Raw genomic sequence first — 23,839 nt, forward strand, 5'->3', positions numbered from 1 at the left:
TTCGGGATAATCGGGCGTGCAGTGGCATAAGCGGATCATCAAAAGCGACACGATGCGCAGCACCTTGTGCTGGATAGCAGCGGCCTATGTGCGCCTTGTCCGCGTGACCGGCCGCTGGAAAACAGAAGGCGGCGACTTGCCCGCGCAATATTTGCGCGACGGCAAACCATTCATCGTTGCGTTCTGGCATCAACGTTTGTTGATGATGCCCTATACCTGGCGTGCGGTTGGCGGTGATTTGCCGTTTCATATGCTGATTTCTTCACATCGCGATGGTGAAATCATTTCGCGCACCGTGGCCCATTTCGGCATTCAAACCATCGCGGGCTCCACCGGGGTTGGCAAAGGCGGTGCTGCGGCCCTGCGTCAGATCATAAAGGCACTCAAGGCCGGTGATGTTGTCGGCATGACCCCCGATGGCCCGCGCGGCCCCAGAATGCGGGCATCCGACGGGGTCGTACAGGCAGCCCGCATGGCCGGCGTTCCGGTCTTTCCGCTGACCTATTCCGCATCAAGCCGCAAGATTTTCAAAAGCTGGGACCGTTTTGTCCTGCCCCTGCCGGTGCCATTTGCCCGCGGTGTCTTTCATTGGGGGGAGCCGGTTTTCGTTGAGCGCAAACTCGATGATGCCGGTCTTGAAGCAAAGCGGCTTGAAATCGAAAACGCCCTGACCAAACTGACCCAGGATACCGATCGCGGTCTTGGACTTGACGTCATTGCACCTGCCGGGCCCGATGAATTGCCCAAACAGAAACGGTCCGAAATCGCAGCGGGGGAAACCGGCAAATGAGCCTGTTTTACGCCTATCGCGCGGCGACCCGCCTGCTTGGTCCGGCACTTCATCTTTATCTGAACCGGCGAAAAAAACGCGGCAAGGAAGATCCGGGCCGTATTGGCGAACGTTTCGGTCATCCAAGTGCGGTTCGCCCCAAGGGTCATCTTGTCTGGATCCATGGCGCCAGTGTTGGTGAATCATTATCTGCCTTGCCGGTGATTGATGAAATTCGCCGTCGTTATCCCGGCCTGTCCATTCTGGTGACGACGGGGACTGTTACCTCGGCCGAACTGATGAATGCCCGCCTGCCGGAAGGTGTGATCCATCAATTCATTCCAATCGACCGACAGGTCTGCGTTGCCCGTTTCCTGCATCACTGGAAACCCGATGTCGCACTGTGGCTTGAAAGTGACCTTTGGCCCAATATGCTGACCAAGGCACAAAAGGCCGGTGTGAAACTTGCCCTTCTTAATGGCCGGATTTCGGAAAAAAGCTTTAAGGGCTATTCCCGCTATCCGTCATTCATTCGCCCGGTCATATCGGCGTTTGATCTTGTCCTGACGCAAAGTGATGACGAAACAAATCGGTTTGCCTCACTAGGCGCTGGCAATGTCAAAACGGTCGGGAACCTCAAATTCGCTGCCCCGCCGCTGCCTGCCAATGAAAGCGCACTGGCAAAGCTTCAGGAACAGATCGGACTGCGCCCGGTCTGGCTGGCATCAAGCACATTCGCCGGTGAAGAACGCATTGCCGGGGACATTCACAAAAAGCTCTCAGCCGAACAGGTCGGGCTTTTGACCATCATCGTGCCCCGCCACCCGGACCGCGCAAACGAGATCGAGGCCGAGCTGATCGCACAAGGGTTGCAAGTTGCCCGACGCAGCCTTGGTCACATCATCACCCCGGGCACGGATATCTATCTTGCCGACACGATTGGCGAGCTGGGCCTGTTTTACCGGATCGCGCCGGTCTGCTTCATGGGCAAGACGCTTTGCGCATCGGGCGGGCAAAACCCGCTTGAACCGGCCCGCCTGAATTGCGCCATCCTGCATGGCCCGGATATGAGCAACTTTGCCACCATCAGCGAAGAAATGCGTATTGCGGGTGCATGCCGCCCGGCATCGGATGCAGATGATCTATGCCGTCAGGTCGGCGCCCTGCTGCGTGATCGCGAAACCGCGCGAACGATCGCCGAAGCCGCCCTGCACTATGCCAATTCAAAGGCCGAAGTTCTTGACCGAACCGTTGATGCGCTGCGCCCGCTGATGGCGCAAAAAGCAATCGACGAGGCCGATCATGCGTGATCCCCGCTTCTGGCAGAAAGATGGTCTGGTTCCGAAGCTGCTAAGCCCGTTGTCATTGCTGTGGCGTGCCGGGGCATGTCTGCGCGCAAAAACCACAACCGCGCGCCATCCGGGCTGCCCGGTATTTTGCGTTGGCAATTTCACCGTCGGCGGTGCGGGCAAAACACCGACATCCGTTGCCCTGTTCGACGTTCTAAGCGCATTGGGTCGTCACCCGCATTTTGTCAGCCGCGGCTATGGCGGTTCCATTGCCGGTCCCCATCGCGTCGACCCTGATCTTGATGACGCATCAAAGGTCGGGGATGAACCGTTGCTTCTGGCGCACCATGGTCCGGCATGGATATCGCGCGAAAGATTTCTGGGTGCGGAAATGGCCCGGGATAACGGCGCGGATGCGATCATTCTTGATGACGGATTGCAAAATCCGTCCCTGATCAAGGATTGCAGCTTTGCCGTTATCGACAGCAATTATGGCATCGGAAACGGTCGCGTCATGCCCGCAGGCCCCATGCGCGAACCCCTGATCAGCGGCCTTGAAAAAGTGCATGCGATCATTCTGATCGGCGATAAGACCCCGGACTTCATCACCAATCTTCCGGCATCCGTACCGATCCTGCGCGCGCGGATCGTGCCTGTTAACGGCGACCGCTTTGCCGGCAAGAATGTGGTCGCCTTTGCCGGCATTGGCCGCCCGCAGAAATTCTATGACAGTCTGGCGTCGGTCGGGGCACGGATCGTCGCCACACAGGATTTTGACGACCATCATGTGTTTGCGCCCGATGAGTTGACAGCTTTGCGCATGACAGCGGCAAAACTCGATGCGGAACTTGTGACCACGCAAAAAGACCTGATGCGCTTGCCATCCGACAGCCGGAACGGCATAAACAGTCTCGACATTCGACTGGTGTTCGAGGCACCCGATCAGCTTTCCCAGATTGTGAAGACAGTACTCGCCGATGGATAAAAACAGCGACCTTTACCGGATGCGCCAAAAATACCTGTCCCACCCGTTGCAAGGGTTCGGGGCCTATCTGCTTTACTGGATGTTCGCCATCATGCCGATCGATATGGCATCGGGATTTGGGGGCTGGCTGCTGCGAACAATCGGCCCCAAACTGGGACAGTCCAAAAAGGCCCGCAACAATCTGGTCAAGGCATTCCCGGAAAAGTCACCGGCCGAAATTGATCAGATCATCGTTGATATGTGGGACAATCTTGGCCGGTCGGCCGGGGAAATCCCCCATCTTCACAAATTGCGCCCGGGCGGACCTCGCATCGAGATCGTTGGCGTGGAAAACGGCTTGGCGCTAAAGGACGATGGCAAACCCGGCCTGTTCTTTACCGGTCATATCGGCAACTGGGAAGTCACCATGTGCATTGCCACCGTGCTGGACATGGAAATGATGAGCGTCTATCGCGCGCCCGACAATCCGTGGGTCGATAACCTGTTCATGCGCGCCCGCAAGACATTCCGGGGCGAATTGGTACAAAAAGGTCCAAGCGGCGCCCGCAAACTGACGCGTTGCCTGAAAGATGGCGGCCATGCCTGCATGCTGGTCGATCAGAAAATGAGCGACGGCATCGCGGTCCCGTTCTTTGGCCGCGATGCAATGACGGCCCCTGCACTTGCGCAATTTGCACTTAAATATGACGCGCCGATTGTTCCGGTGCGTTCAGAACGGATCAATGGTGCGCATTTTCGCATGACGTTCTATCCCCCCGTTACGGTCACCAAAACCGGCGACCGTCACGCCGATGTCGCCAAAATCATGACCGATGTGAATGCGATGATGGAATCCTGGATCCGCGAACGCCCCGCCCAGTGGCTTTGGGTCCATCGGCGCTGGCCAAATTAGCATTTGCAAATTTTCGGGCATTTATTAACGCATTGAGAACATCATTGCTTCAGACTTGCGGTTCTGAAATTTGAACCCCGGGGTCAGGAGCTACCCTTTCTTGCGCCGCTTATTGATCATTCTGACTTTGATGATCGCCGGATCGATGTTTGTCGTTTGGCCAAGCATGGCGCTTGATCATGACATTGCCGATATCCGCGAAACCGCCCGTGAAATCCGGCTGCGGATATCCGAACTTGATCAGCAGCTCAAGGAACATCTGCGCAAGGCCATCGAGGAATATGGCGACCGCCCGGTCGAATGTTCGGACGAAAATCCACGGTCCACACTTGCCGAATGTGTCGAAGCCGACGCCAATGACCTGACCCGAACGGCAATCACGATTGCACGTGCGGGCGATACTGAAGACGACCTGACAGGCGATCTTGCCGATACCGAAGAACGGTTTGCCCTGTTTACCCAGCAAATGAACAAGACCAATGATCTTTTGGCGCGTGCTGGCGCCAAACTTTACATGAACAGTCTTGATGTCGGCCCCGAAATGGATCAGTTGCGCCACAATGTCATTGCCTATATCGAACTGAAACAGGCCAATGAATTGCGCACCAAGCAGGCCTTACTGATCGCAACAGTGGCGATTATCCTGCTTGCGATCTTTTCGCTGATTTTTGCCGTGATCCAGCGGTTCAGATAGAATTCAACGCCCCATCGCGTTTGTCACAGGACAATTGGTCTTGATCAATCACGCAAAGGTCGTTACCCGGTAACTCACACCTTCACACGCCCGAAACGTCAAAGGGAACCGTCATGACCGAAGCCTATTGGCAGGACATTCTTGTCGCCTTGCGCCAGATTATCCGGGCGACGGATCTCCATTCCAAACGTGTGATGAAGGCATGTGGCCTGACCATCCCGCAAGTCATGGTGTTGCGCGCCATTGACGAATTGCAGAATGTAACGGTCAAGCGCATTTCCAATCACGTGTCGCTTAGCCAGGCGACTGTGACAACCATTTTGAACCGTCTTGAGCAGCGCAACCTTGCCGAACGCCGCCGCAGTTCAACCGACAAACGGGTGGTAAACACCTTTTTGACCGATGCCGGGCGTGACGTTCTGGCAACGGCGCCGACCATGCTGCATGAAGAATTCATTACCCAGTTCGAAGCCCTGCCCGACTGGGAAAAAACACAGCTTTTGTCGTCAATGCAGCGCGTGGCAACCATGATGGACGCAGAACAGATTGACGCCGCCCCAATCCTTGACGTCAAGGCCGCCGACTGGGTGCCGCCGCAAAGCGGCCAGAACGGATAGACCGCACAACCACGCCCAAGTCCGGTCGCGATCAGACGCCTTGTTCGGGCGAACCGATGATCTGGTTTCCATTGCGTCTGGCATCGCCAACCGCCGAAAATCTGGCGCCATCCGCGCTGACCTTGGCGGCGTGAACCCCGCCAAAGAACATGTCTTCGCGGTCCCAGCGGCTTTGATTTTCAAGACTAAGCTGATCAAGCAACGCATCATCAAAGCCCGGTTCCACCGACAGAAGGCTGTCTTCGACATGCATGCGCGGCGCGGATACCGCCCCGTGCAGGGTCATGTCAAACGCATCAATATTCAAAAGCACCTGAAGCATGGTGGACCGGATGCGATTTGATCCCCCCGATCCAAGCGCAATCGCCCCGCCATCATCACCAAGATAAAGCGCAGGCGTCATCATCGATGTCATCCGCACCCCGCAAGGCCACATATGGAACCCGTCGGGCGAAAGATCGGCTTCGCCAAGCATATTGTTCATCATGATGCCGGTTTGCGGCACGATCCGCCCGGAACTTGACCCGTTTGAGATGGTCGCAGCGGCAAGGTTGCCGTCTTCATCGACAACCGAAATATGGGTCGTGCCCTGCTGACTAAGCGGGCGTTCCCCAATCATCAGACGATAGCGTTCGCAAAGCTCGTCCGACAGGATCGCCGACGTCGCGCCATATTCCCCGCGCACCAAACCGGTTGCGTGGATGATCTGTGAAATTGCTTCAAGATGGCGGGCCGACCCGAAACCACCCAGTGCCATTTCCCGCGCAAGCTTAAGACCAAATCCCACCAGCACCCCGCCCGATGCCGGGGGCGGGTTCAGGACAAACCGGCCCTTGCGCCCGCCAACCAGAAGCGGGTCCCGCACTAAAACACGATAAGCCGCAAGATCATCCGCCCCAAGATATCCGCCGAATTCCCGGCATTCCCGGATCAGCGCATGTCCAATGTCACCGTGATAAAACCCGTCGGCACCGGTCCGCACCAGATATTCAATGCTGTCTGCAAGATCGGACTGAACATGGCGGGTACCCGTTTCGAGCAGTTCAAACCCGGCTTCGTCGGTATGGCCCGGCTTGCCAAAAACGGCACGGCTTTGCGCCGAAAAGCCCAGCAACGGTTCGACAATCCCCATCACATAGCGTTGAAAATCATCCAGAATCACGCCATTGCGGGCCGCGTCAATTGCCGGTTCGGCCAGTTGCGCCATTGGCAATGTCGCCAGATCATCATGAATTTCATACAGGCCGGCAACAACGCCCGGCATTGCCACCGATCCATAACCGCCGTGGAATTCCTGGGTGACACCCCCGGCAAAAGTCGCAAGACGGCTTTCGAATTCAAGATCTTCGCGGGATCGCTTTTCAAGCGGGGTTTCAACAAAGAAATCATAAAGACGCGGCGGTTCACCGGCCGGGCGTGCCATCACAAACCCGCCACCGCCAAGGGACGCCAAAACCGGTTCGGCAACACAGGCCGCCCACATGGCCGCCACCACCGCATCGAACGCATTGCCACCATCATCAAGCACACGGGCGGCGGCGCGTGCGGTGACTTCATGTCCTGCGGCGACGGCCCCGTGCTTTTTCATGGCTTGCGTTTCCCGTTAATTATTGGCGTTTGCCGCCTTTTGGGCTTGGTCCATCGGGGGCACGAGCAATTGGGCATCAACGCGGGCCGCCCCGACATTGATCCGCCAGTCCAGATGCGGACCGGTTGCCCGACCTGATGCGCCCACCTTGGCAATCACATCCCCCTGTTTGACGACATCACCAACTTTGACGTCGATTTCAGACAGATGCAAAAAGGCCGACACCATGCCAAGCCCGTGATCGATAAACAGGGTGGCACCCGAAAAATACATATCGGGATGGGCAAGGGTCACGATCCCGTCAGCCGGGGCCACCACCGGGGTTCCGGTCGGAACGGCGATATCCACCCCCCAATGCGGCGCACGCGGTTCGCCATTCAGGATACGCTGTGATCCGTAAACCCCGCTGATCGGGCCAAGGGCAGGCCAGATAAAGCCGTTCTCAAGAAAATTCTCGGTAAAGCGTTCGGTGCGGGCTTCGCGGGCCTGACGGCTGTCATCCTTGATCCGGTTCATGACGTCGGGATCGGGCGTGACCATTTTGGGCGGCAGACCGTCAATGCGCTGAATATCAAATTCGCGATCGGCAATAGCATAGGCGAATTCTTCGGTGCTGCCATCTGCATGGCGAACCGTTAGTTTGGCCGGGCCTTCATAATCGCGGGGAAATCCGATGATGAACCGCCCGTCCGGGGCAATGGTATCAATCGCATCCCCGTCAAGCAGAACAACATCACCGGCATTTGTCTGACCAAAAACAATCCCGCCCTGAACAAATTGCCCCTGATAGGTCGGCTCGGCCGCCTGTGCGGTGATGCTTGCGCCCAAAAGACCGGCAATTGCGATCACGGTTTTAAATGCCAAACGCATTACAGAAGGCTCCCCTGCCTGTCATCGTCCTGTGGACGCGGATTTTTCTTTTTCGCCGGCTTGGGTTTGGCAGGCTTTGGCGCCACGGTTGCGCCAGCTGTCTCAACCACGATGTTAGCGCTATCATCCTTGCGCTGTGCCGGTTCTGCCGGTTCTGACGGTTGTGACCGTTCTGACGGTTTCGCGCCCTCCGGCCCCGACGTCGCGGTACCCTCGCCGGCGGTGACGCGGGTGATGCCATCGCCCATTTCAAGATCATAGGACTGCCCGGTAACAAGATCGCCCGACTTGCCAACAAGATTGCCCGCCCCATCACGGACCACGGCAAAGCCGCGTTTGAGAACATTACGATAGGAATAGCTTTCCAGAAGCCGGTCATAACGCGCCAGTCCTTCGGCCTCGCGTTTGACGATATTGCCAACCGCTGCCTGCATCCGGGCACCAAGATCGGCAATCTGTTTTTCCGCCCGCACAACATCGCGTTTGGCATCACCGGGGCGCAAGCCCGCAGCCGCGCGGTCAAGACGCGCTTGCTGGATCTGAAGGGCGGATTTCATCGCCCCGTCCAGACGAAGGGCCGCATTTTCAAGACGCCCGCGCTTTTCCGAAAGCTGTTCACGCGGACTGACCAGTCGCGCACTGGCCTCGTTCAGGCGCGCACGCGCCTGCTGCGTCAGGTTAACAGCCGCACGCGGCAAACGATCCGCCCAGTTATCGAGTGTCTGTGCGCGTTCTTCGAGCATCCTTTTGGGATCCCCCAGACCACGTGCAAGACTTTCAAGCGCGGTTTTCTTTTCAAGTCCCAGACGACGGACGGCCTGGGCCAGTCGAAGACCGTCTTCTTCGACCTGCCCGATCAGGTCCATGCGCACCGGCACGGCCTTTTCCGCAGCCCCGGTCGGGGTCGGGGCGCGCAGGTCCGACACGAAATCAATCAGGGTGGTGTCGGTTTCATGCCCCACCGCCGAGATGACCGGAATATTGGAATCCGCCACTGCACGGGCAACGATTTCCTCGTTAAAGCACCACAAATCTTCAAGCGACCCGCCACCACGCGCCACGATCAGAACGTCTGGTCGCGGGATCTGGCCATAGGGCAACAGATCATTGAAACCGCGCACGGCCTCGGCCACCTGTTCGGCGGCACCCTGGCCCTGAACCAGCACCGGCCACAAAAGAACCCGGCGCGGGAAACGGTCACGCAGTCGATGCATGATATCGCGGATCACCGCCCCGGTCGGCGATGTCACAATGCCGATGACATCGGGCAGGAACGGGATCGGCTTTTTGCGATCGGGGTCAAAAAGCCCTTCGGCAGCGAGTTTCTTTTTGCGTTCTTCAAGCAGTTTCAGAAGCGCGCCTTCGCCCGCGACTTCCATGCTTTCAATCACGATCTGATATTTCGAACGGCCCGGGAATGTCGTCAGGCGTCCGGTAACGATGACTTCCATGCCGTCTTCGGGCGCCAGACCAAGTTTGGCCGCCTGCCCGCGCCAGCACACGCCATCAAGAACCGCCTTGTCGTCCTTGAGTGCCAGATACATATGGCCGCTGCTGGCCTGTTTGAAGCCGGAAATTTCCCCGCGCACCCGGACAAAGGAAAAGGCATCCTCGACCGTGCGTTTGAGTGCATTGGACAGGTCGGATACCGAAAATTCGGGCGCATTTCCCGATTTCACAGGGGTTTCCGGTACCGGGGCATAAGGGTCGAACAAATCTTGCGTCATCAAGGGCACTTTATGCTAAAAGCCCGCACATTGAATCATTCTGCGGGATGGCGTTTGGGTCTAGCCTAGTTCATCGCGCATGGACCATCAAGCAATCGGACAAGTCGAAGGATAAAGTCATGAAGGTTCTGGTCGTTGGCGGCGGCGGACGTGAACACGCACTATGCTGGGCCATTGCGCGCAGCCCGCGCATTTCCAAACTCTGGTGCGCACCGGGCAATGCCGGCATTGCGGATTCCGCGCAATGTGTCGCGATTTCTGATGGCGATATCGACGGTCTGGTAACCTTCGCCAAGGACAATGCGGTTGATCTGGTCGTTGTCGGCCCCGAAGCCCCGCTGGTTGCGGGCCTTGTCGATGCACTGGACGCCGCGGGCATCAAGTCGTTTGGTTGCTCCAAGGCGGCCGCCCAGCTTGAAGGCTCCAAGGGTTTCATGAAAGACATGGTGGCAAAGTTCGGTGTCCCGACTGCTGCCTATGGCCGTTTCACCAATCCCGCTGATGCCAAGGAATTTGTTGAAACGCACGGTGCGCCGATTGTCGTTAAGACCGACGGCCTGGCCGCAGGCAAAGGTGTTACGATCTGTCAGACCACGGACGAAGCATTTGCTGCGATCGATGAATGCATGGTCGGTGGCAAGTTCGGCGATGCCGGGGCGGAAATCGTGATTGAAGAATTCCTCAAAGGTGAGGAAGCCTCATTTTTTGCGGTTTGTGATGGCGAAAACGTCATTCCGCTGGTTGCAGCCCAGGATCACAAGGCGGTTGGCGAAGGCGATACCGGCCCCAATACGGGCGGCATGGGTGCCTATTCCCCGGCCCCGGTCTTTACCGATGCGGTCGAAGCCAAGGTCATGGAACAGATCATCATCCCGACCGTCAAAGGCATGGCCAATGAAGGCCACCCGTTCAAGGGTGTGCTGTTTGCCGGCCTTATGATTGACAATGAAGGCAACCCGAAACTGATCGAATACAACATTCGTTTCGGTGATCCGGAATGTCAGGTCCTGATGACCCGCCTGAAATCAGATGTGCTTGATATCCTTGATGGTGCGGCCACCGGCACGCTTAATACCGTCAAACCGGAATGGTATGAGGAAACCGCGATGGTCGTCGTTATGGCCGCCAAGGGGTATCCGGGGTCCTATGAAAAAGGGACCGAGATCAAAAACGTCCCGGCGGCCGATGCCATGGACAAGGTCAAAGTCCTTCATGCCGGCACCAAGATGGATGGTGACAAACTGGTTGCGACCGGTGGTCGTGTTCTTGGCGTCACCGCGCGCGGTGCAACCGTCACCGAAACCCAGAAACGCGCCTATGAGGCGGTTGATGCGATTGACTGGGAAGGTGGTTTTTGCCGCCGTGATATCGGCTGGCGCGCCGTGGCCCGCGAACAGGCATAAGCCCGCATCCAAACCGATTTTCAAAAGACCGGGTTACGCAACCCGGTCTTTTTTTATGCCCGACTGGCCCGATATACCGACCTGATAGCGGATATGACAGCGGCCCTGATCATCGCGTTCGATATCGGCGGCAACCCCGAAAACATCACGCAGGTTTTGCGATGTCAAAATCTGTTCGGGCGTGCCAATCGCAATCAGTTTGCCGCGATCCATCATCGCAATCCGGTCACAGAACATCGCCGCATGGTTCAGATCATGCAGGGCCGCCACCACCGTCACCGGAAGGGTACGGACAAGATCAAGCAATCCCAGTTGATGATGGATATCAAGATGGTTGGTCGGCTCGTCCAGCAACAGGAAATCAGGCTGTTGCGCCAATGTCCGGGCGATATGAACGCGCTGTTTTTCACCGCCCGACAATGTTTGCCACATCCGGTCAGCCATCAGATGCATCTCAACTGCTTCCAGCGCCTTTTGGACAATTGCCTGGTCATCTTCCGACCAGGGTGACAGCAAACTCAGATACGGTGTTCTGCCAAGCGCCACCGCCTCGCGCACGGTAATGCGGTCAATGGTGTCGGCCTGTTGTTCGACAAAGCCGATCCGTCGCGCCAGATTGCGACGCCCGACTTTTTTCATCGCCTGCCCGTCAAGCAGGGCCTGTCCACGAGACGGGGCACGAATACCGGCCAGAACCGACATCAGACTGGTTTTGCCAGACCCGTTCGGCCCGATCAGGCCAAGGAATTCCCCCGGTTCAACCCGCAACGACACGTCAGTGATGATTTTCTTGAAACCGGCATTCCAGCCAACATCGCGCAGTTCCAATGTCATCGCAGAACCCTTCCATGACAAAGAATAAGCGCAAAGGCCGGTGCCCCGATCAGGGCCGTAATAACCCCGATGGGAAGAACCTGACCATCCAGAATGATGCGTGAAACAATGTCAGCCGCAACAAGGAATATCGCCCCGATCAGGGCCGAAACCGGCAGCAAAAGCCCATGCCGGGTCCCGACAAAGAACCGTGCCGCATGCGGGATGACCAAACCGACAAAACCGATCGAACCGATAAGACTGACCATCACAGCCGTCATGGATGCCGCCACCGCAATCAGAACCACATAAACACGGCGCACCGGCACGCCAAGCGATGCCGCCGATTCCACACCAAAGGTAAAAGCATCAAGTGCGCGCGCATACCAAAGACACACAACCAGCCCGCCAAACGCAACGGGCAGCGCAAGATAGACATCGTCCCAGCGCACACCACTCAGATTGCCAAGCAACCAGAACATGATGCCGCGCGCCTCGTCCGCGGTTGCTGCCTTGGTGACGATAAAGGATGTCAGGGCGTTGAAAAGCTGTGATCCGGCAACCCCGGCCAGAATGATCGCGCCCGCACCACGACCGGCCGGAATGGCCAGAAGCGCGACAAACCCGAATGCCACCAGTGCACCGACAAACGCGCCAATTGACAGCGAAACCATCCCCGCCCCAAGACCAAGAATGGCAACACTGACCGCGCCGGTAGATGCCCCCGCCGAAATGCCCAGCAAATAGGGATCGGCCAGACTGTTGCGCAAAAGCGCCTGTAATACGGCCCCAGACAACGCAAGTGACGCCCCGCAGGCCGCAGCCACAAGTGCACGCGAAATCCGGTAATTCCAGATGATCCCGGAATCGATTGGATCAATCTCATAACCCGCCTGCCACAGATGATTGGCAATGGTTTGAAGAACCGTACCAAGGGGAATGTGTGTCTCCCCCTTGGCAGCGGCAATTGCAACCACAGCGGCAAGCAGGATCAAAGCCGCCACGGCGGCACCGCTTCGCGCAAGATATGCCCGCCCCGCCCGCGATCGTGCGGGGGGCTGAGGGGGTGCTTTTTCAAACATTGAAGTCTCCGGGCATATCGAGCGCCATCGGGTTACGCAATCAGTTCGAGGCACTCAGGCGTTCGACAGCCTGGGCAAGCGTTTCAATACCGTCAATCAGACGAATTGTCGGGTCCATCGATTGTGCATCCATCACAACGATATTGCCGTTTTTAACTGCTTTCATCTGGCGTGTAACCGGATCGGTTTTCAAAAAGTTCATTTTGACTTCCCAATCATCTGCCGGAAACCGGCGACGGCCCATTTTACCGATCACAATGATATCGGGATTGGCGCGCGCAATGGTTTCCCACCCCACTGTCGGCCATTCTTCGTCGCTGTCGATGATGTTTGTTACGCCAAGTTTTTCCGCGATATAGCCAGCGGCCCCGTTTTTGCCCGCGACATAGGGATCGCTTTTAATCTCGGCACTGGAAAACCAGAAGACGGTCGAAACATTGCTGTTCCCGCTGGCATTGACCTGTGCCAGGGACCGGGCTTCACGATCTTTCAACCTGGCAATCAGGGCCGCGCCGCGATCCTCGATATCGAAAATCTGCGCAAGGTCGGAAATTTCCCGATAAATCAGGTCCATTGAGAAACGGTCATGGCGCACCCCGTCGCCGCCGCCGGCATTGTCTTTGCCCACGCAATCGGCAGGCGCGGTATAGACCGGAATGGAAAGTTCATTGAACTGTTCGGTGGTGCCGACAATCCCCTTGGGGCCGACATGCCATTGATACTGGGTGGCGACCAGTTGCGGTTTTTGGGCAACCACGGTTTCAAAACCCGGATCATTATCAGCCAGACGCGGCACGGACGCATTCACATCCCTGAATTCATCCATGACCGGACCAAACCAGACCCCGGTGCCTTTGACCTTATCGGCCAGCCCCAGCGAATAGAGGATTTCCGTCGTGCTTTGTCCAAGCGACACAACCCGTTCGGGGGCTGCATCAAAGTGCAGCGTGCTGCCGCAATTTTCGATGGCAAGCGGATACTCCGTCGCAGCCGCAAACGGGGCCGAAATCATAAAACCGGCAGCAAACACCCCGACTGCCAGCGCATTTTTATAGTGACTGATCACTTTGACTTCCTTTCAAAGACATACCGGCAAGGGTCGGCAATTACCGGCCACTGCACAGCATATCGCAAATGTTATGTTATAACATAACATACACTTTACTATCGTCAAGGGACTGGCAAAAGTGTCGGGAAATGGCGGAAGATGTCAGGACCGGTATTCAGGCGCATTTACAAAAAACTGCCGGAAACCGCGACATATGCCGACATTCTCCGGGGCACCCCGCCCGGTCCGTCGCATTCATGTCGGCAGGTCTCCTGGCTCGCGGGTCAAAGCACTTTTCCTGGCCTTCCCGGGTTCATCCCAGTGGCATTGGTCAGAAAAACGCTCACCGCCTACAGTTGCGGGGGCAGCTTCGGTTGATGGGCATGCAGCCCAGATCGAATTCCCTTTATCCGATATCCGGATACCGACATCTGACCGTTAGATTAAAGCCCAAACCCGGTCAAGGAAATTGGCAGATGACCAGAGGCATTTACACAGGGGTCCATGCAGAAATTGCAGTCGACACGACCTTGAATTTGCCATGTTTCATCCCGATTACCTCCACACTGTCTGGTATGCTTGCCGACAAATGAAACCATTGGAACATGATGCACATGACGACTTCTGTTGAACGCAGACGCTTTTTGAAATCCATCGCGGCAGCCGGTCTTATCCTGCCGGGAATGTCGATCTATCAGCATGCATTGGCAGAAGTACCGGGGCTTGACCTTGGTGCGGAACAGCCGTTTGATTTTGCCGATCTGATTGCGCGTGCCGAATCGATGGCGCAGGCCGCCTATGAGCCGCCAGTCGCCCCCAACCCGGAAATTGTCGGGCGGATCGATTACGACACCCATGGCAAATTGCATTACAAACGCGACCATTCGCCGTTTTCCGATGGATCAGGCACCTATCCGGTGACGTTTTTCCATCTGGGCATGTATTTCGCCAAGCCCGTGCACATGTATCTTCTGGAAGACGGCACGGCACGCGAAGTCATCTATAAACCCGATTACTTTGACATGCCAGCCGACAGTATTGCCCGCCAGCTGCCCGAAAACAGCGGCTTTGCCGGGTTCCGACTTCATGAAGAACTGTCGCGCGATGACTGGAAAACCCAGGACTGGGCGGCGTTTCTTGGCGCTTCCTATTTCCGTGCCATCGGTGATGAAGGCCAGTATGGCCTGTCCGCGCGCGGGATTGCGGTCAATACCGCCACATCCCAACCCGAAGAATTCCCCGATTTCCGCCAGTTCTTTATCGAGCCGGCCAAAAATGCCGAAGACCCGGTCACCATCTATGCGCTGCTTGATGGCCCAAGCATTACGGGCGCATACAAATTCCTGCTCTATCGCGGGCAGGGTGTGACGATGGATATCGAAAAACACCTGTTTGTCCGTCGCGATATCGAACGGCTTGGCATTGCGCCGCTGACCAGCATGTTCTGGTATTCCGAACAGAACAAATCATTCCGGTTTGACTGGCGCCCGGAAGTCCATGACAGCGATGGCCTGGAACTGTGGACCGGCAGTGGCGAACGCATCTGGCGGCAGCTGAACAACCCCGAAACCATCCGCGCATCGGCCTTTGCCGATCATAATCCGCGCGGTTTTGGACTGATGCAGCGCGACCGCGATGTGAAGAACTATCTTGATGGTGTGCGCTATCACCGTCGCCCAAGCCTGTGGGTCGAACCCCAGGAAGACTGGAATGACGGTGCCGTACAGTTGATCGAAATTCCGACCGACGATGAAATCCACGATAACATCGCGGCATTCTGGGTTCCGAACGCCCCGGCCAAGGCCGGGAACAGCTATCAGTTCAAATATCGCCTTCACTGGCAGGCCCATAACCCGTTCCCGGTTGCCGAACTGGCAAAGGCAACTTCGACCCGCATGGGACGCGGCGGCGAACCGGGCACCAACCGCCCGAAAGACGAGGTCAAGTTTTCCGTCGAATTCGAAGGCGATGTTCTTGGCACCCTTGCCTATGGCGAGTTCCCGGAAATCGTCGTATCGACATCGCGTGGTGAAATCACCCGCACCAAGATCGAACCGATCATGGATACCCGTATCTGGCGGGCGGCCTTTGACCTGAAGGCGGCCGGCACCGATCCGGTTGATCTGCGCATGTATCTCAAACGCGGGGACGCTCCGCTCAGTGAAACCTGGATGTTCCAGCATCTGCCGGCATTGGGTAATCAGCATCAAGGCTGATCAAAACCCGGCAAGAATGATCAGGGGGCGGGCAACACCGCCCCCTGCTTTTTTATGTTCACGACGCCATGCCTTCGCCCGGGCGCGCTTGGGCCGATTGTCCAAGGATTGCCATGACATCACGCATCGGTGGTGCACCAAACATGCGCGCATATTCGCGGCTGAACTGCGATGCACTTTCATAGCCGACCGCATAGGCCGCACTGGCCGCGTCCTTCATTTCTGCGAGCATGATCTGACGCGCCGTCGTCAGGCGCAGGCGCTTTTGATATTGCAGCGGGCTCATCGCGGTGACCTGTTTGAAATGATGATGGAAGGATGACGGGCTCATATTGGCGAAATCTGCCAGCTCCTCGATCTTCAGCGGCTTGTCGAAATTATCCTTCATCAACCGCAACACCGCCGATATCCGCTGCATATTGCTGCCACCAATCGCAAGACCGGCAATCAGCGCGCCCTTGCCGGTGCGCAACAGTCGGTAATGCACTTCGCGCATCAGAAGCGGCAACATGACCGCAATGTCATCGGGCCTTTCAAGCAACTCGACCACGCGCAACACCGCGTCAATCAGGCTGTCGGTGGTTTGTTCGACAAACAGTCCGCGGGCACTTTCGCCTTCTGCCCCGATCTTGAGATCCATATGCGTGACCAGCTCGCTTAAAATCTTGCCATCAAGATCAAGCGACAAACTGCGATAGGGTTGCTGATCACTTGCCAGTGTCACATGCCCGACAAGGGGCAAATCCACCGATGCCGCAAGAAGCTGTCCGGGTTCATATCGATAGAGTTCCTGACCCAGCGTGACTTCCTTGGCCCCCGACACAATCAGACACAGGCAGGGCTTGTAAATCGTTGGCACCTTAAGGCTTGGTGCGGTCGAACGAAACATCCAGACAGGTTCGATCGCGGTGCGCACCGATCCATCCGCATCGCAGTATTTATCAATCAGTTCGCAAAGCCGCCGATAACTGTCCATGGCCAAATCCCTTTGATTTCCTTGGATGCAGTATACACACCCAGCACACTGGAAAAAGCGGACTTTGCCCGAGTTGGAGGATCAGGCAATCCAATTCGAGTTCTGTGTATTCAACAAATACCCATTGATCGACACAGTAAGCGCCATGACACAAACCAAAGGAGCATGTCATGACGAACCCGATCAATTATCTCGAAAACAAGACCGTCATCATCACCGGCGCCAGCAGCGGCATCGGGGAGGCCACCGCCCGGCTTCTGGCATCGCGCGGGGCCAAGGTTGTCCTTGGCGCACGGCGTACCGAACGCCTTGATCAGATTGTTACTGAAATCGAGGCTGCCGGCGGGACTGCCATGGCCCGGTCGGTTGATGTCACCAATGCCGATAGCGTCGAGGCACTGGTTTATAACGCCCAGAACCTTTTCGGGCGCGTCGATGCGATTTTCAACAATGCCGGTGTGATGCCGCTTGCCCCGATGTCGGAACTTAAAACCGATGAGTGGGAAAACATGATCAACGTCAATATCCGTGGTGTTCTGAACGGGATTGCTGCTGTTCTTCCGATTTTCAAGGCACAGGGCGGCGGCCATGTCATCAATACCGCATCTATTGGCGCACATGTCGTTGTGCCAAGTGCGGCGGTCTATTGCGGCACCAAATACGCCGTCTGGGCCATTTCCGAAGGCCTGCGCCAGGAAAGCGAAAATGTCCGCGTCACGACCATTTCGCCGGGCGTGGTTGAAACCGAACTGGGCCACGATATTTCCGATCCGACCAGCAAGGAATTGCTGACCCAGTTCCGCCAGATCGCCCTGACACCCGATGCGATTGCCCGTGCGGTTCTTTATGCGCTTGATCAACCTGCCGATGTTGACATCAACGAAGTCATCGTGCGCCCGACGGCATCGGCCTTCTGATGGGGAAATCCGTCCTTTCATCCGGCTTTGCAACTTTGCTGATGATGCTGGTGGTGCTTGCACCATCAGCATCGGCCCAACAGGAGACCGAGATGCGCAAAACCACCCAAACCGCCCCGCATCCCTATATCGGCATGTGGGTGACCAAGGACGGCCATGTCCGTCAGGAACTGCTGCCCAATGGTCGCTATGACGAAGCCCGTGGCACCCGTCAATCGGCCTATCAGGGCGATTATCAGGTATCGGGCAATTACATCACCTATCAGGATGACACCGGCTTTACCGCCGATGGATATTTTGAAAATGACGTTCTTTATCACGGCGGTATGGTGATGTTCCGCGAGGCGACCATAAACTAGATCAGCCTGCCGACCCCCGGACAACGCGGGCGAGCATACGGGCCCGCCCGGTTTTGTCTTACTCAGATACGTTCAAGTGCAATGACCGTATCAATGACCGAGCCCTTTTCACCCTTGGGACCGGTCGCCATGCGTTCGAAATTATCCACCGTGACGGTTTTCCACTGGCTCATATCAAGCCCCAGCGCATCGCGTGCCTGTTCAGGTGTCGGGAACACCAAGTCTTCGGGGGCCGATGACCATGATGGACGTGATCCGTGGGTGGTAATCAGCAACAAGCCGTTTGTCGCAACCTGCTGTGCTGCCCGGTTCAAAATCCTGTCGCGGGCAAATTCGAGTGGCGATTGCAGGAATTGCGCAGTTACCAGATCAAACATGCCATTGGGCATGCTTGCGTCCAGATCATGGGCCGCGAAGGTAATATTATCCTGCACGCCACTTCGCAGGGCATTGGCCCGCGCATAGCCCAGTGCCGTTTCCGAAATATCGACAGCTGTCACTTGCCACCCGCCTTTTGCCAGCCAGACGGCGTCATCGCCCTTACCACAACCAAGTTCAAGTGCGCGCCCCACCGGGCGACCGGCAACAAACCGCTCAAGAACAGCAGACGGCTTGCCGCTGGTTTGCGGGGACTGCTTTTCATAGGTTTCTTCCCAAAAGGTTCTGGCGTCCATTTTGGGATCAACATTGGGATCAAATTTCATCGGGGTTCTCTTGATAAAGTCGGGGGATATCCGTGATTGCGAATCACGTAACATTAAAAGTTACATGATTTGTCGCACCTGTCAATTTCATGTATCTTTGATTGTTACATGTGATAAAAATGACGGAACATCTGATCGACGAACAGGACCGCCTTCATGCGTCAGGACAACCGCCTGCCCCGGGTTTTGCATGCGCTTTTGCATCTGAGCGACATGAAAGACCCCGCCACATCCGAACAACTGGCCGGGATGCTCAATACCAATGCCGCAGTTGTCCGGCGGACAATGGCGGGGCTGCGTGATCGTGGGATATTAACATCCATCAAGGGCCATGGCGGCGGCTGGCAACTGGCACGGCCGCTGGAAAAGATCACACTGGCGGAAATTTATCAGGCGCTGGGCGCACCGACCCTTTTCGCCCTTGGCTGCGGGGACGAAGAGTCTCAATGCTTGATGGAAAAGGCGGCCAATACGGCGACTGCGCGCGCATTGCAATTGGCATCCGAGACATTCATCACCGCACTATCATCCGTCACCATGGCCGATCTGGCCGTTGATTTTGAAAAGCGGCTGGCGGAATTGGGATTAAGTCCGGATAACCTGCATCATTTTGCTGACCAGCACCACTGAGTCAGCGCAGGCTGCCAAAGAATTCCTTCAGAAGGGTTGCAGCCTCCACCTCGCCAATCCCGCCGTAAACTTCGGGCCGGTGATGGCAGCTTGAACTTTCAAACACGCGCGGGCCGTGATCAACACCGCCGCCCTTGGGGTCGTAGGCCCCGAAATAGACGCGCCGAAGGCGGGCAAATGAAATGGCGGTCGCGCACATCGGACAGGGTTCCAGCGTGACATAAAGATCGCAATTGGGAAGACGTGGTTCGCCCTTTGCCCCGGCGGCGGCCCGGATCACCAGAATTTCGGCATGGGCCGTGGGGTCGTTCATTTCTTCGGTCAGGTTTCCGGCGCGCGCCAGAACTTCGCCGGTATCGGCATCAACCAGAACCGCCCCGACCGGTACTTCGCCGCGACGTGCGGCTGCGCGGGCTTCTTCAAGGGCCATGTCCATATAGCTGTCTGCGCTCATAGTCTTTCCATCCCGATGATCGAACCAGTGACAGACCGGCGTCATCCCTGCCGGGTCCGGTCTTTTAGTTTATTTCAGGACATTTGGTCCTTTTTGGGTTCATGACATTGTCCTATCACTCCACAGGGTCGGTCAAGCCATGATCACCGGCATCGGCGGATCAACACACCCTTGCCCGCCTGCGCAGAACGCATAGACTGTCGGCGTGAATTGCCGTTGCCCTTCACGGGTTAGAAAGGTAGTTTCCGCCAAACTTGTTTCGCCATCCCGTCACCAGCATCAAGGTTCGCATCGTCATGACCACGCGCAAGCCGATCATTGGCATTACACTCGATTCCGAAGAACCGGGCGGATATTCCAAATTTCCGTGGTATGCGCTGCGTGAAAACTATGCCGGTGCGGTCACGGCAGCCGGTGGCATTCCCATGCCCCTGCCCCATGAAATTGAACTGGTCCCCGATCTTCTTGATCTGATTGACGGGCTGGTGGTGACCGGTGGCGCGTTTGATGTTGATCCCGGTCTGTTTGGCGCGACCGAAAAACACGACACGGTTGTCACCAAGGATCGACGCACCAAATTTGAATGGGCGATGGCCGAAGGTGCGCTTAAACGCGACATGCCGGTTTTGGGCATTTGCGGCGGGCAGCAGCTTTTGAACGTTATTCTGGGCGGATCATTGATCCAGCATATCCCAGACGCGATCGAAAACTGCCTTCCCCACGAACAGCCAAACCCGCGCGACGAGGCCGGTCATGCCGTCACGGTCGAGCCCGATACGCTTCTGGCCAAAATCGTTGGCGATGTCAAAACACTGTCGGTCAATTCCGCCCACCATCAGGCGGTTGATGGGGTTGGCCCGGATGTGATCATCAATTCCTATGCGCCTGATGGCGTGATCGAGGGGATTGAACATCCGAAATACCGCTATTGTCTCGGGGTCCAGTGGCATCCCGAATTTCATATCAGCTCGGGCGATGCCAAAATCTTTGACGCCCTGATTTCCGAGGCCCGCAAATGAGCGACAAAAACGACACCCAGAACGACAACAAACCCGAACGCATTGCCAAACGCATTGCGCGATCCGGTGTCTGTTCCCGGCGCGATGCCGAACGCATGATCGCCGAAGGTCTGGTGCGCCTGAATGGCAAAAAGCTTGATAGCCCCGCCGTAACGGTCACCGACGAGGACGAAATCATCGTCGATGGCAAGCCATTGCCGGAAAAGGAAAAGCCGCGTCTGTGGCGACTGTTTAAAAAGCGCGGGCTGGTCACCAGCCACCGCGATGAACAGGGCCGCGATACGGTGTTTGAACATCTGCCAAGCTATGTCCCGCGCGTGATTTCGGTTGGTCGTCTTGACCTTAATTCCGAAGGGTTGCTGTTGCTGACCAATGACGGGGAACTTGCCCGTTATCTGGAACTTCCGGCAACCGGATGGGCGCGCCGGTACCGTGTGCGCGTGCATGGCCGGATCGAGGAAGAAAAACTTAAACAGCTTGAAGAAGGCATCACGGTTGATGGCGTCCATTACGGATCGATCCAGGCCGAAGTTGACGTTCAGAAAGGCACCAATGCCTGGATGACCGTTACCCTTCGCGAAGGCAAGAACCGTGAAATCCGCCGGGTGATGGAACATCTGGGCTGGCCGGTAACGCGCCTGATGCGCGTATCTTACGGCCCGTTCCAGTTGGGCAGTCTGGCCCCGGGCGAGTGCGAGGAAATCACCGGCAAGGTGATGAAAGAACAGCTCGCTGCGTTCTTCCGCGGTGATTACAGCAAGGTTTCCGAAAAGAAATCGGTTGCCCGTGGCGGCACCGGTCGCCCGAAGGCACCGCGTACCGTATTTGGCCAACCCGCCCAGCGCAAACGCCCGCAAGGCAATCAGGGTGGCCCGGCAGGCACCACCCAGAACACCAGTGATGGCGAGGATGCGCGCGACAACCGCACGGCTTCCCGCCCAAGTTCCGGTGCCGCCCGCAAGGGCCCGCGCATTGGTGCTGCCCCGCGTCCGGGTGGACGTGGCAAGCCCGCCGCCCAGAATACCCGCCCGGAACGCGAAGAGCGTGATGAACGCGGTGCAGCACGTCCGACCAACAAGGGTCGCGGTCGTTACGGCACCGGCGGCAAGGCCGGTGCATCCGATGACCGCAATGGCCCCGGCAACGGGCGCGGTCGCGGCCGTGGTGCCGGTTCTGGTGCCGGTGCGGACAGCCGATCGAATGCAGGTGCAGGCGGTGGTCGTTCCGGCAACCGTTCGGGTGGCAACTTCAACGATGTCAGCAACAAGCCGGTCGGTCGTTCAGGTGCACGCGGCGGCAAGCCCGCATCATCGGGCAATTCCGCACCGGGTCGCAAACCCGCAGGCAACCGCCCGCGCGGCAAAAAGGACTGACCATAAATGCGGATTGTTGGCGGAAGTCATCGTGGACGGGTTTTGAACGCACCAGAAGGGCGTGACACCCGCCCGACCCTTGATCGTGTGCGCGAGGCCCTTTTTAACATCCTGTCGCACGCATCACGCTGGTACGAGGATGACTTCCATCCGCTTTATGACGGCGTGGTGCTTGATGCCTATGCCGGGTCTGGTGCCTTGGGTCTTGAGGCCCTTTCGCGCGGGGCGTCAAAGGCCGTGTTCTTTGACACCGACCGCAAGGCCATCGCCATTGTCGAGCAGAATATTGACACCCTGAAGGTCAGCAATCAGGCCAAGGCACAGCGCGCGGATGCCACCAAACCGCCCCGCGCCATCGAACCGGCCAGCATGATTTTCCTTGATCCGCCCTATGGCAAGGATTTGCTCGAACCCAGCATCACCGCCCTTGCCGCTGCCGGATGGATTGATGCCAATACCCTGATCATTGCCGAACGTGATCCCCGTGATCCGCAAATCGGCCTTGCCGGGTTTGAACTTTGTGATTCACGCAAATATGGCCGCTGCCAGATTGATATCGGCCGCATGGCAGGCTGATCATCGCCCAAACGCGACTTACAAGTGCCACTTACAGGCACGATTGAAATGATCGCGCAGATCAGCCATTCCCACCCGCCTGCTGCCAGATTGCGCAATTTGTGATACCGTTCAGACAGCATTGAAACGGTTGATGATCATGAAAGCCCTGTCGACACCCGCCCCGGACAAGGAATTTGGACGCCTGTTGCGCCAATGGCGCCGCATGAGCGACATTAAACAATCGCGTCTGGCCGATATTCTGGGTGTTACACAGGCAACCGTTTCGCGCTGGGAAAACGGCACACAGCGCCCCGCCCCGCTGCAATATGATCTGATCCATCAGATGATGACGCGCAAACGCAATTTCCGTCTTGATCATGCGATCAAGCGGCTGGTCACCCATTCCAGCCAGCGGGTCCACCTGATCGAGGACCGGTCCCACAGACTGCTATGCGCATCCCATGCCCGGGCCCATGAATGGCAGCGCGACTGCACCGAACTGCTTGGCACATCGCTTTGGCGGTTTGCCACGCCGGAAATCGCAACCGCGGAAAAAAGCCTGCATGACATGGGATGGCACGAAGATCAGGCCGATCATCTGACCTTCGAGACGTCCCGACGGGACGGTGCGCCGATGCGCATCGTTGACAGCTTCATCCTATGGGAACGTTTTTTCCTGTCGGATGGAACGGCGGTGCGCCTGACCACCGGCTATGACCAGGCACCGAACCACATCTAATCCGGTTCGACTTTCCCATCCACACGCATATTTCATACGTGGTCACCGGCCCCCGATTTCGGGTAGTCATAGCGACACCGGAATTGCCGTGCATTTGAAGTGCCGTGCATTCCCGGC

Annotated in this window: 24 protein-coding genes and 1 riboswitch; of the genes, 15 read left to right on the forward strand and 9 right to left on the reverse strand. The window is 57.1% G+C overall.

The features are described 5' to 3' along the window. The first annotated feature begins 16 nt into the window (after nt 1-16). From M9H61_RS09695 to M9H61_RS09720, 6 genes are all read left to right on the forward strand, one after another. Nucleotides 17-790, forward strand: a complete 774-nt coding sequence (locus tag M9H61_RS09695) for a lysophospholipid acyltransferase family protein (protein ID WP_250284798.1) — start codon at nt 17-19, stop codon at nt 788-790. Continuing rightward, complete coding sequence (locus M9H61_RS09700) at nt 787-2,079, forward strand: 3-deoxy-D-manno-octulosonic acid transferase (RefSeq protein WP_250284801.1); 1,293 nt, start codon at nt 787-789, stop codon at nt 2,077-2,079. The genes M9H61_RS09695 and M9H61_RS09700 overlap by 4 nt, the downstream gene beginning before the upstream one ends. Continuing rightward, nucleotides 2,072-3,043: a tetraacyldisaccharide 4'-kinase gene (gene lpxK, locus M9H61_RS09705; protein WP_250284803.1), complete on the forward strand. Its 972-nt coding sequence runs from the start codon at nt 2,072-2,074 to the stop codon at nt 3,041-3,043. The genes M9H61_RS09700 and lpxK overlap by 8 nt, the downstream gene beginning before the upstream one ends. Beyond that, nucleotides 3,036-3,935, forward strand: a complete 900-nt coding sequence (locus M9H61_RS09710; protein WP_250284805.1) for a lauroyl acyltransferase — start codon at nt 3,036-3,038, stop codon at nt 3,933-3,935. The genes lpxK and M9H61_RS09710 overlap by 8 nt, the downstream gene beginning before the upstream one ends. Nucleotides 3,936-4,035: 100 nt before the next feature. Further along, a complete protein-coding gene (locus M9H61_RS09715) occupies nt 4,036-4,629 on the forward strand; it encodes a hypothetical protein (protein ID WP_068517268.1) in 594 nt (197 codons plus the stop codon). A 113-nt stretch (nt 4,630-4,742) separates the two neighbouring features. Further along, nucleotides 4,743-5,246: a MarR family winged helix-turn-helix transcriptional regulator gene (locus M9H61_RS09720; RefSeq protein ID WP_068517269.1), complete on the forward strand. Its 504-nt coding sequence runs from the start codon at nt 4,743-4,745 to the stop codon at nt 5,244-5,246. Between the two features lie 31 nt (nt 5,247-5,277). Here the strand turns inward: M9H61_RS09720 and M9H61_RS09725 are convergent, their stop codons facing one another. Genes M9H61_RS09725 through xseA form a run of 3 tightly spaced genes read right to left on the reverse strand, consistent with a single transcriptional unit; the run spans nt 5,278 to nt 9,431 of the window. Continuing rightward, nucleotides 5,278-6,834: a gamma-glutamyltransferase family protein gene (locus M9H61_RS09725; protein ID WP_250284807.1), complete on the reverse strand. Its 1,557-nt coding sequence runs from the start codon at nt 6,832-6,834 to the stop codon at nt 5,278-5,280. Nucleotides 6,835-6,849: 15 nt separating this feature from the next. Next, nucleotides 6,850-7,704: a M23 family metallopeptidase gene (locus M9H61_RS09730; protein WP_250284809.1), complete on the reverse strand. Its 855-nt coding sequence runs from the start codon at nt 7,702-7,704 to the stop codon at nt 6,850-6,852. Then, nucleotides 7,704-9,431: an exodeoxyribonuclease VII large subunit gene (gene xseA / locus M9H61_RS09735; protein WP_250284812.1), complete on the reverse strand. Its 1,728-nt coding sequence runs from the start codon at nt 9,429-9,431 to the stop codon at nt 7,704-7,706. Before xseA ends, M9H61_RS09730 begins: the two co-directional genes overlap by 1 nt. 119 nt (nt 9,432-9,550) lie before the next feature. Here xseA and purD point away from each other — a divergent pair, with 119 nt between their 5' ends. Continuing rightward, nucleotides 9,551-10,834 (forward strand): phosphoribosylamine--glycine ligase, encoded by a 1,284-nt coding sequence (purD, locus tag M9H61_RS09740; protein WP_250284814.1) that lies wholly within the window; start codon nt 9,551-9,553, stop codon nt 10,832-10,834. A 33-nt stretch (nt 10,835-10,867) separates the two neighbouring features. On the opposite strand, the gene M9H61_RS09745 is transcribed toward purD, so the two are convergent. The 3 genes from M9H61_RS09745 to M9H61_RS09755 are packed head-to-tail and all read right to left on the reverse strand — an operon-like array spanning nt 10,868 to nt 13,795. After that, nucleotides 10,868-11,668 carry an ABC transporter ATP-binding protein gene (locus M9H61_RS09745; RefSeq protein ID WP_068517274.1) on the reverse strand — a complete coding sequence of 267 codons (801 nt, stop codon included), beginning with the start codon at nt 11,666-11,668 and terminating at the stop codon, nt 10,868-10,870. Next, the gene (locus M9H61_RS09750; RefSeq protein WP_250284816.1) at nt 11,665-12,729 is read right to left on the reverse strand and encodes an iron ABC transporter permease; all 1,065 of its coding nucleotides are present in this window, start codon (nt 12,727-12,729) and stop codon (nt 11,665-11,667) included. The genes M9H61_RS09745 and M9H61_RS09750 overlap by 4 nt, the downstream gene beginning before the upstream one ends. Before the next feature lie 40 nt (nt 12,730-12,769). After that, nucleotides 12,770-13,795, reverse strand: coding sequence for an ABC transporter substrate-binding protein (locus M9H61_RS09755; RefSeq protein WP_250284818.1), 1,026 nt, complete (start codon nt 13,793-13,795; stop codon nt 12,770-12,772). A 226-nt stretch (nt 13,796-14,021) separates the two neighbouring features. Further along, nucleotides 14,022-14,221: riboswitch (cobalamin riboswitch) on the reverse strand. 170 nt (nt 14,222-14,391) lie between these two features. Here M9H61_RS09755 and M9H61_RS09760 point away from each other — a divergent pair. Continuing rightward, nucleotides 14,392-15,993: a glucan biosynthesis protein gene (locus M9H61_RS09760; RefSeq protein WP_250284819.1), complete on the forward strand. Its 1,602-nt coding sequence runs from the start codon at nt 14,392-14,394 to the stop codon at nt 15,991-15,993. A gap of 58 nt (nt 15,994-16,051) precedes the next feature. Here M9H61_RS09760 and M9H61_RS09765 read toward each other — a convergent pair whose 3' ends face one another. After that, entirely contained in the window at nt 16,052-16,969 is a 918-nt protein-coding gene (locus M9H61_RS09765; protein WP_206928083.1) for an AraC family transcriptional regulator, read from the reverse strand. A 182-nt stretch (nt 16,970-17,151) separates the two neighbouring features. Between M9H61_RS09765 and M9H61_RS09770 the strand changes: the two genes are divergently transcribed. Both M9H61_RS09770 and M9H61_RS09775 read left to right on the forward strand, forming a co-directional pair. Next, nucleotides 17,152-17,886 carry an SDR family oxidoreductase gene (locus M9H61_RS09770; RefSeq protein ID WP_371922227.1) on the forward strand — a complete coding sequence of 245 codons (735 nt, stop codon included), beginning with the start codon at nt 17,152-17,154 and terminating at the stop codon, nt 17,884-17,886. Then, on the forward strand, nt 17,886-18,245 hold the full coding sequence (locus M9H61_RS09775) for an Atu4866 domain-containing protein (protein WP_206928084.1): 360 nt from the start codon (nt 17,886-17,888) through the stop codon (nt 18,243-18,245). The genes M9H61_RS09770 and M9H61_RS09775 overlap by 1 nt, the downstream gene beginning before the upstream one ends. A 62-nt stretch (nt 18,246-18,307) precedes the next feature. Here M9H61_RS09775 and M9H61_RS09780 read toward each other — a convergent pair whose 3' ends face one another. After that, nucleotides 18,308-18,949 (reverse strand): bifunctional 2-polyprenyl-6-hydroxyphenol methylase/3-demethylubiquinol 3-O-methyltransferase UbiG, encoded by a 642-nt coding sequence (locus M9H61_RS09780; protein WP_250284827.1) that lies wholly within the window; start codon nt 18,947-18,949, stop codon nt 18,308-18,310. A gap of 156 nt (nt 18,950-19,105) precedes the next feature. Between M9H61_RS09780 and M9H61_RS09785 the strand changes: the two genes are divergently transcribed. After that, the gene (locus M9H61_RS09785) at nt 19,106-19,579 is read left to right on the forward strand and encodes an Rrf2 family transcriptional regulator (protein WP_101248164.1); all 474 of its coding nucleotides are present in this window, start codon (nt 19,106-19,108) and stop codon (nt 19,577-19,579) included. A gap of 1 nt (nt 19,580) precedes the next feature. Here M9H61_RS09785 and M9H61_RS09790 read toward each other — a convergent pair whose 3' ends face one another. Continuing rightward, nucleotides 19,581-20,033: a nucleoside deaminase gene (locus M9H61_RS09790; RefSeq protein WP_068517281.1), complete on the reverse strand. Its 453-nt coding sequence runs from the start codon at nt 20,031-20,033 to the stop codon at nt 19,581-19,583. 296 nt (nt 20,034-20,329) lie between these two features. Here M9H61_RS09790 and M9H61_RS09795 point away from each other — a divergent pair, with 296 nt between their 5' ends. The 4 genes from M9H61_RS09795 (at nt 20,330) to M9H61_RS09810 (ending at nt 23,722) form a co-directional block, all read left to right on the forward strand. After that, entirely contained in the window at nt 20,330-21,052 is a 723-nt protein-coding gene (locus M9H61_RS09795) for a gamma-glutamyl-gamma-aminobutyrate hydrolase family protein (RefSeq protein ID WP_250284828.1), read from the forward strand. Continuing rightward, nucleotides 21,049-22,425, forward strand: a complete 1,377-nt coding sequence (locus tag M9H61_RS09800) for a pseudouridine synthase (protein WP_250284830.1) — start codon at nt 21,049-21,051, stop codon at nt 22,423-22,425. The genes M9H61_RS09795 and M9H61_RS09800 overlap by 4 nt, the downstream gene beginning before the upstream one ends. Nucleotides 22,426-22,467: 42 nt before the next feature. After that, entirely contained in the window at nt 22,468-23,001 is a 534-nt protein-coding gene (rsmD, locus tag M9H61_RS09805; protein ID WP_250284832.1) for a 16S rRNA (guanine(966)-N(2))-methyltransferase RsmD, read from the forward strand. A gap of 133 nt (nt 23,002-23,134) precedes the next feature. Further along, nucleotides 23,135-23,722 carry a helix-turn-helix domain-containing protein gene (locus tag M9H61_RS09810; protein WP_233433189.1) on the forward strand — a complete coding sequence of 196 codons (588 nt, stop codon included), beginning with the start codon at nt 23,135-23,137 and terminating at the stop codon, nt 23,720-23,722. Nucleotides 23,723-23,839 lie beyond the last annotated feature (117 nt).

Source organism: Thalassospira sp. GO-4 (genome assembly GCF_023588965.1).
Lineage (GTDB): Bacteria > Pseudomonadota > Alphaproteobacteria > Rhodospirillales > Thalassospiraceae > Thalassospira > Thalassospira povalilytica.

Excerpts from the sequence above, each read along its gene's own strand:
- M9H61_RS09700 (WP_250284801.1), top strand. The coding sequence starts at position 787 with ATGAGCCTGTTTTACGCCTATCGCGCGGCGACCCGCCTGCTTGGTCCG.
- lpxK (WP_250284803.1), top strand. The coding sequence starts at position 2,072 with ATGCGTGATCCCCGCTTCTGGCAGAAAGATGGTCTGGTTCCGAAGCTG.
- M9H61_RS09710 (WP_250284805.1), top strand. The coding sequence starts at position 3,036 with ATGGATAAAAACAGCGACCTTTACCGGATGCGCCAAAAATACCTGTCC.
- M9H61_RS09720 (WP_068517269.1), top strand. The coding sequence starts at position 4,743 with ATGACCGAAGCCTATTGGCAGGACATTCTTGTCGCCTTGCGCCAGATT.
- M9H61_RS09725 (WP_250284807.1), bottom strand. The coding sequence starts at position 6,834 with ATGAAAAAGCACGGGGCCGTCGCCGCAGGACATGAAGTCACCGCACGC.
- M9H61_RS09730 (WP_250284809.1), bottom strand. The coding sequence starts at position 7,704 with ATGCGTTTGGCATTTAAAACCGTGATCGCAATTGCCGGTCTTTTGGGC.
- xseA (WP_250284812.1), bottom strand. The coding sequence starts at position 9,431 with ATGACGCAAGATTTGTTCGACCCTTATGCCCCGGTACCGGAAACCCCT.
- purD (WP_250284814.1), top strand. The coding sequence starts at position 9,551 with ATGAAGGTTCTGGTCGTTGGCGGCGGCGGACGTGAACACGCACTATGC.
- M9H61_RS09745 (WP_068517274.1), bottom strand. The coding sequence starts at position 11,668 with ATGACATTGGAACTGCGCGATGTTGGCTGGAATGCCGGTTTCAAGAAA.
- M9H61_RS09750 (WP_250284816.1), bottom strand. The coding sequence starts at position 12,729 with ATGTTTGAAAAAGCACCCCCTCAGCCCCCCGCACGATCGCGGGCGGGG.
- M9H61_RS09760 (WP_250284819.1), top strand. The coding sequence starts at position 14,392 with ATGACGACTTCTGTTGAACGCAGACGCTTTTTGAAATCCATCGCGGCA.
- M9H61_RS09765 (WP_206928083.1), bottom strand. The coding sequence starts at position 16,969 with ATGGACAGTTATCGGCGGCTTTGCGAACTGATTGATAAATACTGCGAT.
- M9H61_RS09775 (WP_206928084.1), top strand. The coding sequence starts at position 17,886 with ATGGGGAAATCCGTCCTTTCATCCGGCTTTGCAACTTTGCTGATGATG.
- M9H61_RS09780 (WP_250284827.1), bottom strand. The coding sequence starts at position 18,949 with ATGAAATTTGATCCCAATGTTGATCCCAAAATGGACGCCAGAACCTTT.
- M9H61_RS09785 (WP_101248164.1), top strand. The coding sequence starts at position 19,106 with ATGCGTCAGGACAACCGCCTGCCCCGGGTTTTGCATGCGCTTTTGCAT.
- M9H61_RS09790 (WP_068517281.1), bottom strand. The coding sequence starts at position 20,033 with ATGAGCGCAGACAGCTATATGGACATGGCCCTTGAAGAAGCCCGCGCA.
- M9H61_RS09795 (WP_250284828.1), top strand. The coding sequence starts at position 20,330 with ATGACCACGCGCAAGCCGATCATTGGCATTACACTCGATTCCGAAGAA.
- M9H61_RS09800 (WP_250284830.1), top strand. The coding sequence starts at position 21,049 with ATGAGCGACAAAAACGACACCCAGAACGACAACAAACCCGAACGCATT.
- M9H61_RS09810 (WP_233433189.1), top strand. The coding sequence starts at position 23,135 with ATGATCATGAAAGCCCTGTCGACACCCGCCCCGGACAAGGAATTTGGA.